At 63.4% G+C, this 12,901-nt stretch carries 11 protein-coding genes; 1 reads left to right on the forward strand and 10 read right to left on the reverse strand.

Annotation, left to right across the window (positions count from 1 at the left end):
* Positions 1-32: 32 nt before the first annotated feature.
* The 10 genes from LAN37_01890 to LAN37_01935 form a co-directional block, all read right to left on the reverse strand.
* Entirely contained in the window at positions 33-2,195 is a 2,163-nt protein-coding gene (locus tag LAN37_01890) for a transpeptidase family protein (protein ID MBZ5645956.1), read from the reverse strand.
* 118 nt (positions 2,196-2,313) lie between these two features.
* Positions 2,314-2,763, reverse strand: a complete 450-nt coding sequence (locus LAN37_01895) for a cell division protein FtsL (protein MBZ5645957.1) — start codon at positions 2,761-2,763, stop codon at positions 2,314-2,316.
* Positions 2,764-2,937, reverse strand: a complete 174-nt coding sequence (locus tag LAN37_01900; GenBank protein MBZ5645958.1) for a hypothetical protein — start codon at positions 2,935-2,937, stop codon at positions 2,764-2,766.
* Between the two features lie 183 nt (positions 2,938-3,120).
* A complete protein-coding gene (gene rsmH, locus LAN37_01905) occupies positions 3,121-4,077 on the reverse strand; it encodes a 16S rRNA (cytosine(1402)-N(4))-methyltransferase RsmH (protein ID MBZ5645959.1) in 957 nt (318 codons plus the stop codon).
* Positions 4,077-4,520 carry a division/cell wall cluster transcriptional repressor MraZ gene (locus LAN37_01910; GenBank protein MBZ5645960.1) on the reverse strand — a complete coding sequence of 148 codons (444 nt, stop codon included), beginning with the start codon at positions 4,518-4,520 and terminating at the stop codon, positions 4,077-4,079. The genes rsmH and LAN37_01910 overlap by 1 nt, the downstream gene beginning before the upstream one ends.
* Positions 4,521-5,022: 502 nt before the next feature.
* On the reverse strand, positions 5,023-5,601 hold the full coding sequence (locus LAN37_01915; GenBank protein ID MBZ5645961.1) for a Zn-ribbon domain-containing OB-fold protein: 579 nt from the start codon (positions 5,599-5,601) through the stop codon (positions 5,023-5,025).
* A 9-nt stretch (positions 5,602-5,610) separates the two neighbouring features.
* The gene (locus LAN37_01920) at positions 5,611-6,912 is read right to left on the reverse strand and encodes a thiolase domain-containing protein (GenBank protein ID MBZ5645962.1); all 1,302 of its coding nucleotides are present in this window, start codon (positions 6,910-6,912) and stop codon (positions 5,611-5,613) included.
* A gap of 189 nt (positions 6,913-7,101) precedes the next feature.
* Positions 7,102-9,156, reverse strand: coding sequence for a transketolase (locus LAN37_01925; protein ID MBZ5645963.1), 2,055 nt, complete (start codon positions 9,154-9,156; stop codon positions 7,102-7,104).
* 154 nt (positions 9,157-9,310) lie between these two features.
* Complete coding sequence (locus LAN37_01930) at positions 9,311-10,426, reverse strand: hypothetical protein (GenBank protein ID MBZ5645964.1); 1,116 nt, start codon at positions 10,424-10,426, stop codon at positions 9,311-9,313.
* A gap of 336 nt (positions 10,427-10,762) precedes the next feature.
* Entirely contained in the window at positions 10,763-11,242 is a 480-nt protein-coding gene (locus LAN37_01935) for an ATP-binding protein (GenBank protein MBZ5645965.1), read from the reverse strand.
* 324 nt (positions 11,243-11,566) lie between these two features.
* Here LAN37_01935 and LAN37_01940 point away from each other — a divergent pair, with 324 nt between their 5' ends.
* A complete protein-coding gene (locus LAN37_01940; GenBank protein MBZ5645966.1) occupies positions 11,567-12,901 on the forward strand; it encodes a homocysteine synthase in 1,335 nt (444 codons plus the stop codon).

Below are 12,901 nucleotides of genomic sequence, written 5' to 3' on the forward strand. Positions count from 1 at the left end.
GGGGATGAGGAAATCGGCTGTTCCGGCGCGATTCATCGCGAGAATCTGACGGCCACGTGTCCGCCGGCCGGGATGCGGCTGCCGGGCGGCGGCATCTGTTCGCGCGCGATGCCATTGCCCACCACGTCGATCTCGATCCCCGTCTGCTGCGCGATCTCCAGCGCGCTGCGCACTCCCTTCCCCAGCAGCGACGGCACGATCACGCCGCCCTCGGTGTCCACGACGACCGTCCCGGATGTCTGCATCGGCGGGCCGGCAGGCGCGGTCAATGGCGGAGCAGGTCCGGATGGCGCCGGTGAGCGCGTCTTCAGGGCCACGTTCAAGACCTTCGCAGTAGCCGCGACCTCCGGGCTCGGCACTTTGGCCGGGACCTTGACCTCCGGCGTCGGAGCTGCTTCCGCGTCCACGATCTCCGCGCCGCCGCCCAGCCGGTCCGGCGAGCTCTCGTCCAGGTCTTCGTCCTTGACCTTCGCCAGCAGCATGCGCCGCTGCGGCGAATTCCTTGCGTCGGCGTCCTGCGGGACATTCAGGTAGGCGAGCACCTGCTGCGTCACCCGCGTCCACACCGGCGCGGCCACCTGTCCGCCCTGGTGCAGCCCCTGCGCCGAATCGATGATCACCACCACCGTGATCGCCGGTTCGTTGACCGGCGCAAACCCCGCAAATGAGCCGATGTACTTCGACTTCGAATACGCCCCGGTCGCAGGATCAACCTTCTGCGCGGTGCCGGTCTTGCCCGCCGAGGTGTAACCGTCGAGCAGCGCCTTGCGGCCGGTGCCGTGCAGCACCACGCTCTCCAGCATCTTTTTCATCTCGACCGCGGTGAGGGGCGAGATCACGCGGCGTTGCTTGGGGACGTGGAAGGCGACGCGCTGCAGCGGCGCATTCGACGGCGTGCTGCCGGCCACGATCCGCGGCGGCGTGTAGAGCCCGTCGTTGGCGATGGTGGAGACCATCGCCGCAAGCTGCACTGCGGAGATCCCGATCTCCTGCCCCATGGAGATGGCGCCGATCGAGACTTTCGACCAACGGCTGACCGGCTTGGCCAGGCCCCGGGTCTCGCCCGGCAGCTCGATCCCGCTCTGCGAGCCGAAGCCGAAGGCGCGGATGTAGTGGTCGAAGCGCTCATCACCCAGCCGCAGGCCCACCTTGATGGCGCCTACGTCGCTGGAGTGCGTCACGATGTCGGAAACGCTGAGCATACCGAACTTCTCATGGTCGCGGATGCGCAGGCCGCCGATCTGGATCGCGCCCTCCTGGCAATCGATCATCTCCTCGGGGCGAGTGACCTTCTCTTCCAGTGCCGCGGCGATGGTCACGATCTTGAAGGTCGAACCGGGCTCGTACACGTCCGATACCGCGCGGTTCTTCAGCGCCTGCGCCGGCACCTTTCCGAAGACGTTGGGATTGAAGGTCGGCCGGTTGGCCAGCGCCAGCACCTCCCCGGTGTGCGGGTTCTGCACGATGATGGTCGCACCTTCGGCCCGGGTCTCCCGCATGGCGCGCTCCAGTTCGCGCTCCGCGATGTACTGGATCTTTTCGTCGATGGTGAGGACGAGGTTCTTGCCGCTGTCGGGCTGGCGCTCCACGCGCCCGAACCAGCGGCGCTTGGCGTCCACGGAAATGAGCATCTTCCCCGGCCGCCCGTGCAGCTGATCGTCGTACTCGCGCTCCAGCCCGCCCAGGCCTTCGTCGTCGAGGCCAACGTAGCCGAGCGCCTGTGCCGCCAGCTCGCGCTTGGGATAGAAGCGCTTGGACTCCTTCTGGAAGTAAATACCTTTGAGATTCAGTGCCCGCACGCGCTCGCTGTCCTGGGCGTCCACCTTGCGCGCGATCCAACTGAAGGCGCGCGAGGACTTCATGCGCGCCAGGATGTCGTCGGCATCGAGCTTCAGCACCCTGGCAAGGATCGCCGCCGTACTCTGCTGATCGGGGATCTCCGAGGGCACGGCGAAGATCGAGTCGACCTGCACCGACATGGCCAGCTCGTGGCCGTTGCGGTCGTAGATGATGCCGCGCTTGGGCGCGACTTCGATGGAGCGCTGCTGCTGCCGCCGCGCCTGCTGCGCAAAATCGCCGTAGTGCAGGACCTGGAGGTAGACGAGACGGAAGCCGATGGCGATGAGCCAGACAATAAGGATCCCTGCGAGGACATAGAGACGCCGGGTTGCGATGGCCGCGCTGTTCGCTGGCATTTCCTCGTCTGACGATCAGATGGCATGGCGGCCCGACGGGCGGGCCGCCACGATTTGGACTGCTCCCGGCCGGGACCCTGGTTCAAGCGCCGGCCGGTATCTTACCCCGTCCAAACTTCTAGTACTGGACCGTCGGCATCACCACGGAAACGCGCGCCATCACCGGACCGCCGGGGTCGCGGTCGTCGCCCGAATCCATACGCAGGATCTGCCCGGCCTGCGGCGCCACCAGACCCATCTGCTGGGCCAGGGCGTCGATGCGCTCGGGATCGCGCAGCGAGGCTTCCTCAAGCCGCAGCGCACGGTTCAGTTCCGCCACTCCGTCTCGTTGCGCCCGCAGCGCCTCGATGCGGTAGCCGTACTCGATGGCGCTGAAATGCTGCCAGGCGTAGCCGATCACCAGCGCGAACAGCACCACCAGCGCCACGGTGAACATCCCCATCTCGCGGTTGCGCTCGTGGTCGGTCACCTTCACGAGCCGCGAGTTGTCGATGTGCTTGGCGATGTAGATCTCCGGCGCACAGGGGCGCCGTCCCACCGCCGGCGAAGTCCACGCTCCGGCCGCCATCTAGGCCACACCTACGAGTCCCTGGTTGTACGAGAAGTTGTAGATGAACGTGTCGCGGCTCTGGTGGACGTCCACCTTGATGACGTCCGCCTCACCTGCACGCATCATGTGCGCATGCTGCTCCGCGCGTTCCACGCTCTCCATCAACTCTTCGATCACTCTTCCTGTGTACATCGCTCACCTCCGGCCCTACCCAGACCAGGTCCAGCGAAATTCTTTCGGGACGGCGCGCTCTTATTGGGAAGGTTTGGTGAACTGCTTCGCCCGTATCAGGAGAGAGGCAGCGCCGCCCCGAAACCTTCAACTGAAATCCACATTTCTCACAGCTTGTTTCACAGCGCCTTACAAATCCGTGGGCTACAGCCTTTCTGCCGCCCGTAATTTCGCGCTCCTGCTGCGAGGATTGCGATCGATCTCCTCTTCCGTGGCCGTCACCGGCTTTTTGGTCAGCAGCCGGTACAAACCCTGTTTTGCGCCTTCGCGCAGGCTGTCCTTGACTTTCCTGTCTTCCAGCGAGTGGAAGCTGATCAGGACCAGCCTTCCTCCCGGCCTGAGGACCCGGGGCGCGCTTGCCAGCAGCGCCTCCAGGTCTTCCAGCTCTCGGTTCACGTGAATTCGGATCGCTTGGAAAGTTCGAGTCGCGGGATGGATGCGGCGATCGGCCGGATTCATTGGCCGGGCCGCGGCCGATATAACTTGCGCGAGATGAGCGGTAGTTCGTATCGGCCGCGACCGGACAATGGCTCTGGCGATTCTCCGCGACCTCCTTTCCTCACCGAATTCGTAAATCAGATCGGCGAGCTCGCGCTCGTCCATCCGATTTACCACTTGATCGGCGGTACGCTCGCCGCGCGGGTCCATGCGCATGTCGAGCGGTCCTTCCGCCTGAAAACTGAATCCCCGCTGCGCGTCGGCCAACTGGAAAGAGCTGAGCCCCAGGTCGGCCAGCAGCCCGTCTGCCGACTTCGGCGCGACGCGCTCGCTCACCTCCGCGAAGGAGGCGTGCACCAGCGTGACCTCGGGCCAGTTCCCCTCAAAATGCGGGGGAGGCTGGCTCAAACGCTTGCGGGCGATCTCCAGCGCCGCGGTGTCCTTATCGAAGCCAATCAAATGACCCTGTGCGCCGAGGCGTCTTGCGATTTCGTAACTGTGCCCGCCAGCGCCCAGTGTCGCGTCGATATAGGTCCCGCCGCGCTTTACGGCCAGGAAATCGATCGCTTCTTGTAAAAGAACCGAAACATGGCCACTGCTTTCGTTCTCGCCATGTCCGCCCCGTGGGGCGTGGTTGAATTCCCCAGAATCCTCGTCCGCCACTAGATGCCCAGTTCGTCGAGAGTCTTTTCATCCTCAGCCGTGAACGGGTTCTCTGCCATCTCCTTGCGGAACTGCTCCATGTTGCGAACTTCCAGGTACGTCAGGTTGCCCAGCACCGCGACCTCGCCTTTCAGGTCGGCCGCTTCCCGCAACAGCGCCGGCATCAGGACGCGCCCTTGGCCGTCCATCTCCACCACCTGCCCGAAATAATTTGTCCGCTGCAAAAGCTTTTTCTTGGTCGGGTTGAAGTTCGACAGGCGCGCCAGCTTCTCCTCGATGCGCTGCCACTCTTCGAACGGATACACTTGAGCAACCTTCCCATCCAGGCTGGTGATGTAAAATTCGGCGCCGGCATACTTCTCGTCCAACACGCGCTTGAATTCCGCGGGGATCTTGAGCCGCCCCTTTTCGTCGACGCGAGTTGGATGATTGCCGCGAAACATGTGTCGTGGGCCTTGGGCCCCTCGATCTGATTCCCGCTGCTACTGCCGCAGCCAGGGAGGTAAAAGCGGTCACGAGTTCGTTCATCTGGGGTTCGTTGGCGTCGTTTTTGGGGCTTTTCTTGTCCATCAAGCGACTGTCACCACTTGTTGGCACCGCTACCCACCGACGAACTTGTATTACCACTTCTAACCACTTTGGACCACATCCTACGCCTAAATGGTTGACTGTCAATAGGAATTTTGGAGGTTAGGTGCGGGTATGGGGAGACCTTGGGGAAACCGCGATTCCTTGTGCTGCCCTGCCCGCGGAACCCCAAGGGGTTGCGTTTACTGCCGTGGTGCACGCCCCTCCGGGAGCCCCCTCGGGATGATGAGCTTGGCGTCGCTAACCTGTGGAAAACAGACGTTGTTGGGAGTGGAAAGGACTTTACCGCCCTAGCTTGACGTGATTGGGCGGGGCGCCGGCTTGTTTCTACACTGCCTGCGCCCCCTCACTAAGCACTCACGCCTTCTCACTTGGCACGAAGTAGACGTCGGTGGGCTTGAATTGAGCCAGCCGCCGAAACTTGGCTTTCACCGGCATGCCGACCTTCATTCCCTCCTGCCCCACGCCGATGACGCGGCTCAGGAACAGGGTGTTCACCCCCTCAAACTCGATCAATGCAAGGTTGAACGGTGTCTCCTTCAGAAAAGCCTCCGACCCGAAGTGGCACGTCGTCCAGGTGTGCACGCGGCCTTGGAGGGGTAGCTCGATCCAGCGCGTGCGCCCGCCACATTCCATGCAGGACGCGCGCGGCGTGGCGAAACGGTAGTGGCACTTGGTGCACTCGCTGGCCATCAGCTTGCCTTGCGCCAGCCCGGTGAAGAAGGGCGAGTCCTCGGCATAGCTGTGGATGTAATCGATCTCGTAATGGTCCTTGACGACCAGGGGATCGGTGCGGAAGACGACCGCGCCCTGGTCGCTCTCCGGCAGCCGCACCTTGTCGTAGACCGGCTTGGGGCCGCGGACGCGCTGCGGTTTGGGAGCTGCCCCGGCCACGATTGGCGTGGTCTTTTTGCGCACAGATGCTGCTTTGGCCATGATTTCCTCCTAATCGCCCTGGAACGGGACTGGGCTGCTGGTGCTTTCCATGATGCTGACCGTGACGTAGGTTCCGGTACCGGCGTGGCTGTGAATGGCGCCCCGCAGCTTGCGCCGGTCGCGGCCCCGCTTCTGCTTCACCTGGATGGTGGCGTCGCCGTCGTTGTGCTTGGCGATCGAGCCCTGCAGCTGCCAGAACGCGAACACCGCCTGCATCAGGCCGGTGGCGCCCACGGGATGTCCGCAAGCGATCAGCCCGCCCGAGGGGTTCACCGGCAGCGCGCCGGTCAGTTCGGGGTGGCCCGCATCAATGTATTTGCCGCCCTCGCCATAGCGGCACAGCCCCATGTCCTCATAGGTCTGGATCTCGCTGGAGGTGTACGCATCGTGCAGTTCGACGAAGTCCAGTTCCTCGCGCGGGTCATCGATACCGGCCTTTTCATAGGCCATCTTGGAGGCCATGCGCCCGGCCCGGAAACTGTGCACACCGGGATACTTCAAGTCTTTATACCAGCGCGGGTCTTCGTGCTTGAGCAGCGGCACCTCGCCATGCGGACGGTCGGCCATGCGCATGGCGTCAGAGCCCTGCCCCACGCCCAGGATCTTCACCGGGTTTTCGCAGTACTTTTCCGCCACCTTTTCGCTGGCCAGGATGGCCACCGCTGCCCCGTCTGACATGGTGCAGATGTCGAGCATGGTCAGCGGGTACGCCACCATGGGCGAACGGCGCACGTCCTCCACCGTGATGTCGTAATGGTGTTGCGCCCACTTGTTGTACAGCGCGTTGCGGTGGTTCTTCACGCTCACCTTGGCCATCTGCTCCACGGTGGTGCCGAACTCGTGCATGTGCCGCACCACCATCATGGCGTAGTAGCCGCTGTAGAAGCCGCCGACCGGGTAATCGAAGTTGGTGTCGCTGGCCAAGGCGATGAACTCGTTGCCCTTCCAGGTGTTGACATGGGACATGGTCTCGAAGCCCATGGCCACCACGCAGTCCATCCAGCCGGAAGCCACGTGCCGCCAGGCCTCCTGGAAGCACAACCCGCCGGTCGCGCCGCCGCCCTCGACCCGGATGGTGGGCTTGGGCACCAGGCCGCAGGTGTCCACAGCCATGATCCCGGCCATGAGCTGGCGGGTGAAGTGATCGCTGAAATAGCTGACCACCGTGCCGTCAATGCGGTCGCGCTTCAGCCGCGGGCAGTCGTGCCTAGCGTAATCGAAGGCTTCCTTGACCATGCTGCGGAACGATTTCCGCGGCTCGGCCTTGGTGAACTTGGTCAGGCCCCCGGAGATCATGTAGACGGGTCGCATCAGAGCCTCCTGCACGGGCGCGCATCCGGTAAGATTGCGGGGTGGGAAAGACCGTGCGCCCGTAGCGCGCTCACACTGAGCGTGCCCGCGGGAAAAAAGCAGTGACCCGGCTCACAGACGCCGGTGACTTCGCAGAAAGAAAAAGGCCGGCTGCAGTTCCTGCCACCGGCCCGCTTCAATAGTCTAGCCTTAGCGGCTCGCCGTGGCCAGGGCGCGCTGGTCGCGCAGGCCCTTCTTCTTGACCTCCATCAGCGACACCGCCTTCTGCGCGATGTGCTCGGCGCTCACTTCGAACTCCTTGATCAGTTCCCAGGGCGCGCCGCTGTCCCCGAAGCGGTCCTTCACCCCGATGGCGCCGGTGATCAGGGGCACGCCGTAAAGCTCTTCGCTCTCGGTGAGCACGCTGCTGACGCGCCAGGCCAGCGCACCGATCTGGTGCTCTTCGGCCGTGACCACCACGCCCGTCTCCCTTCCCGCGCGCAGGATGGCGGCGACGTCGATCGGCTTCAGCGTGTGCAGGTTCACGACACGCGTCTCATAGCCGAAGTCCTGCTTCAGGATGTAGGCGGCCCGCATGGCTTCCGGCACCATGGGACCGCAGGCGATGATGGCGAGGTCCTCGTGCTCGTTGTCGTAGTCGGCGGCGAGCACCGTTTCGAAGGCGTCGATGAATTTTTCCGCTTCCCGCCGCAGGCGGATGACGTTGGCCTTGCCGAACACGAACGGTGTTTTATCGGTGGTCACGATGGGCGTGGCCTCGCGCGCAAAGCGCAAGTACTTCGGCCCCACGTGCTTCAGCAGCAGGTAGTCGGTCGCCTTGCGCGTCTCCACGACATCGCAGGGCACGCAGACCACCATGTTGGGCAGGCCCTGCATGGCAAAAATATCCTCCAGCGCCTGGTGCGTGGCCCCGTCCGGCCCCACCGATACGCCGCCGTGCGCTCCCGCTACCAAGACATTGAAGTTTCCGTAGCAGACGGACGTGCGCACTTGGTCGAGGTTGCGCGAGGCGGCGAAGGTCGCGTAGGTACCGAAGACCGGCAGCTTCCCTTCCCTAGCCAATCCGGCCGCTACCCCAGTCGCCGACTGCTCGGCGATGCCCATCGAGAGCCATCTCTTCTTGCGCTCGGGATTGTTGGCGTAGAACTCGCTGATGGTGATGGATCCGGAGATGTCCAGCCCCAGCGCCACCACGCGCTCGTCGCCTCCATTCGCCGCCAGCGACTGGCCGAAGCCCAGCCGCGTCGGCTTCATATCCGCCTTCATCTTCGAGTCGGCGTTCCACCAGTAGTTGCGGCGGAACTTGGGCATCTTAGCGCTCAGCTTTTTTTCCACCTCCACCTGGTACGCCTTGGCTTTTTCCAGCAATTCCTTGTACGGGACTTCTTCCAGCAGCCCGAGCTCGGTCAGTCCCTTGACCATCTCGTCCTGGTTCGGCGCCTTGCCGTGCCAGCCCGCGATGTTCTCGCAGAAGCTGACGCCCTTGCCCTTTACCGTGTCGGCAATGATCAGCAACGGCCGTTCGGTTTGCCGTTTGCCCTGCTCCAGCGCCTCCACCACCTGCGCCATGTCGTGCCCGTTGATGCGGGTGACATCCCAGTTGAACGCCTTGTACTTGGCCGCCAGGGGATCGATGCTCATCACGTCCGACACGAACCCGTCGATCTGCAGCCGATTGCAGTCGATGATGCCGACCAGATTGTTGAGCTTGTAGTGCCCGGCCTCCATGGCCGCTTCCCAGATCTGTCCTTCCTGCTGCTCGCCGTCGCCCATGATGCAGAAGGTGGTGTGCTTCCTGTCGTTCAGCTTGGCGGCCAGCGCGATCCCCACGGCGATGCTCAGTCCCTGACCCAGCGATCCGGTCGAGGCCTCCACGCCCGGCAGCTTCACCCAGTGCGGATGCCCCTGGAAGGGGGAATACAGTTTGCGCAACGTGACCACATCCTCTTTCGGAAAGTAGCCGGCAAACGCCAGGCCGAGGTACAGGCTCGGCGCCTTGTGCCCGGTGGACCAGATGATGCGGTCGCGGTCCTCCCAATCGGGGTTCTGTGGATCGTGATCGGCCACCTTGAGGTACAGGGCGGCGGCGATGTCCATGATGGACAGCGTGCCCCCGGCGTGGCCTGAACCCGCGGCCGCGAGCGCCACCAGGTCATAGCCGCGCATGAGGTTTGCGTTCTCCACCAGTTCGCTGATGGTGTAATCCCGTATCTTCTTGCCAGTCTTGGAGTTAGTAAGAGCCATGTGAGTCCCTCACGACTATTCTCCGGATTGCCGGACTTTCAGCAGTGATGGGCACCACATGGCGCTGTGACGAGCAAACCGGTGGTGCGGTCTGGCTTGGGCGGGGAGATTGAAGAGGGCGGCGCGATCGGACGGGCCGATCGCGCGCCGCCGCTCACTGCTGGAAGAGGTAGATCGCCATGGGGTGGTTGTTCACGGTGTCCTGGGCGAGCAGAAAGATGACGAACTTGTTTTCTGGATTGCCCACCACGGCGACCGCGGGAAATGAAGGATTGGCCCCGATGGTCACGCTTGCCGCCTTGTACAAACCATTGCTAACGCTGTCCTGAGTCCCCAGGTTGATGGTCATGTTGGTAGCGTGCGCCTGGGTCGGGTCGTCATTCGGAAAGGTGCCCCCCGTCATGCTCGTTCCCGCCCCGCCACCGAAGCCGGCCATCTGGCTCCTCGCCGCCGCACCCGGCTCATACAGGAAGCCGAGGTAATTCCCGGCGACGACGCTACCTGTGTTGAGTGGGCCGGAGGGCTCGATCACGCCAGCCTCTCCCTGACCTCCCGGACCTTCGTCCGCTGCAAATATCCCCGATGGGCCGACTCCGACGGTGACCGTGTTCTGGATCGTCGGGCTCGGCGGGATGGTAATGACGGAGTTGCTGCAGTTGCCGGGCGAGAGCGCTGCTCCTACATCCTTGGGAGTGCCCCCCAACGTTGCCTGCGTCAGGCTGGAGAAATTCCAGATGTTTCCGTTGGTGCTTGCCTGGACGCTGCCGAATGCCACGTCGCTCCCCACCGCCCAACTCGAGCTGGGGACGGTCACGAATTCGAAGCCGACGGTCCCGCTGATGTTGAGGCAGGTGCCAGTCGGCGTCTGGATCAGCGCGATGAGATCATTCGTGTCGTCGCCCGGGCGGGCCAGCACGGCCCGGCTCAGGATCTCCAGCGCATAACCCGAAGGCACAGCGTTGACGCTGAATTTCAGGAATCCCCCGGCGTTCACAAAGGTGCCATTCACCGTCGGCGTGCCAGCGGTCTTGTCCTGCGCGCTGAAAGTGTTGCCGGTGTGATCGATGTGCACGGTCCAAATGTCTCCAGGAGTGGCCGTTCCCGTGTAGTCGTTCACCTGGGTCGGTGCGGGCGGGTTGGGAAGACTACCGGCGAAGCCTTTGCTGACGAAAGAGCCGGTGGTCGTGTTGCAGCCCGCAAGCAGCGCTGCAATGGAAAAGGCAAGCGTCAGTACCGCTGCCCACAAGGTCCTTCTCTGCGCGAGATTCATGTTCCGCCTCTCGTGGATCTGACACCCATGTCCTTGGTGTTGGGCCCGGAGAACTAAACCCCCACTTGCATAAAGTGACCGGATTGTGAGAACCGATGACTATCGTGTCAAGATAAAAATCACGGCACTGGCCGCACTCGAATCCCATCGTACCGAAACAGGAGGCGCGCGGACAGAGGAATTGCTCCCGCCGGCAGGGATCCAGGAAGAATCGCATTCAGAAAGTTCTCGGGACTGTGAAGCGCGGCTGGGGCCGCAAAATCCGGGTTGGCGGGTAGGGTGGAACGGGGAAGGTGGTCAATTCCGAAAGCTGAGGCCGGGTAACGAATCCGCGAGCTACTGTCCGCAGTTTTTCACGGTCGCCGGCACGGGGAACTTGCGCATGTGGATCTCGGTCCCGCCGCGCTTGTACTCCACGTGGTCCATGAGCTGATTGATGAGAAAGACGCCGCGGCCGTGCTCCGAATAAACATTCTCGCCCACGCACGGGTTGGGCAGGCTGTCGGGATCGAAGCCCTGCCCGGGATCGCGCACTACCACCAGCATCCCGTGCACGTCGTCGCAAGCCACGCAACATTCCACCTTGCGCGCGGGATCGCCCGCGGCGCCATGGATGATGGCGTTGGTCAGCGCCTCCCGCATGGCCAGCTCGACGTCCTGTTCGTGCCCGCAGGCGCATTTCATCGCCGTCACGATCTTCATGAAGCCGTCGATCACCTCGGAAAGCCGGGTGACCTCGGCCGGGAACACCATATCCATCTTGACCTTGAGGTTATCGGCGTAAAACTCGCACGTGGGCAGCGATTGTTCCGGCATGGCTCTCTCCGGCTGACCCATTGTACGACCACAGTAGCGGGTTCACTCGACTAGTCATTGCCAACAAGGACTGGCGGCGGCACTCTAGGGTCACAAGATTGTTGACACCCATTCCCAAATCGGTATAATCCTTGCCATGTCTTTGGACGCCCACAACTCCACCATGGCCATGTGCATTTGCATGTGCATTTGCGGCCGTGGTCTGTGGGTACCGTCCAGGGAACGAAGTAACTAGCCGATAAGGCAAACAAGTCCCGAGCGGCCCACGATCACAAGGATCGTGGGCCGTTTCCTTTTTGCGCGGAAATAACGAGAGGAGAAGACATGTCAACCAACAATGGCAACAACGGGTACCGGCTGGCGACACTGGCGATCCACGGCGGGCAGCAGCCCGACCCCACCACCAGGTCGCGCGCTGTACCTATCTACCAGACCACTTCCTACACCTTCGATGATGCCGACCACGCGGCGCGCCTGTTCGCGCTGAAGGAGTTCGGCAACATCTACACCCGCATCATGAACCCGACCACCGACGTCTTCGAGAAGCGCATCGCGGCGCTCGAAGGCGGCGCGGCGGCGCTGGCCGTGGCGTCAGGACAAGCTGCCGAGACCCTCACCATCCTCACCCTCGCCGGTGCGGGTGACGAGATCGTCTCCACCACCTCGCTCTACGGCGGCACTTACAACCTGTTCCACTACACCCTGCCCCGGCTCGGCATCACCGTTCGCTTCGTCGACCCCGAGGACTTCGACGGCCTGCGCGCCGCCATCAACGAGCGCACCAAGGCCGTGTACACGGAGACCATCGGCAACCCCAAGCTCGACGTCGTGGACATCGAGCGCCTGGCTGCCATCGCCCACGAGCACGGGCTGCCGCTCGTCATCGACAACACCAGCGTTTCCCCCGCGCTCTGCCGCCCCATCGAGTGGGGCGCAGACATCGTGGTCCACTCCGCCACCAAGTTCATCGGCGGACACGGCACCTCCATCGGCGGCGTCATCGTGGACAGCGGCAAGTTCGACTGGAAAGCTTCCGGCCGCTTCCCCGGCTTCGTCGAGCCCGATCCTTCGTATCACGGTGTGTCGTTCACCGAAGCCTTCGGCCCGCTGGCGTTCATCATCAAAGCCCGGGTGCAGGGGCTGCGGGATACCGGCGCCTGCCTCTCGCCGTTCAACTCGTTCCTGTTCCTGCAAGGCACCGAGACTTTGCACGTCCGCCTGCAGCGCCATTCCGAGAATGCGCTGGCGGTGGCGCGTTTCCTCGGCCAGCACCCGGCGGTGGAGTGGATCAACTATCCCGGCCTGTGGTCGAGCCCGCATTTCCAGCGCGCCAAGAAGTACCTGGCCGACGGCGCGGGCGCGCTGCTGACCTTTGGCATCCGCGGCGGATACGAAGCCGGGCGCAAGTTCATCAACTCACTCAAGCTCTTCAGCCTGCTGGCCAACATCGGGGACGCCAAGTCGCTGGTCATCCACCCGGCTTCGACCACCCACCAGCAGCTCTCCGATGAAGAGCAGCGGTCCACCGGCGTCACTCCGGAGCTGGTCCGCCTGTCGGTCGGCCTCGAGGACGTGCGCGACATCCTCGAAGACCTCGACCAGGCGCTGGAGCAGGCCACAGGCAAGCGCGCGGCGCCGCTGGCCGCCGCCGGAGACTAG

It is taken from the genome of Terriglobia bacterium, assembly GCA_020073495.1.
GTDB lineage: Bacteria > Acidobacteriota > Terriglobia > Terriglobales > Acidobacteriaceae > JAIQFD01.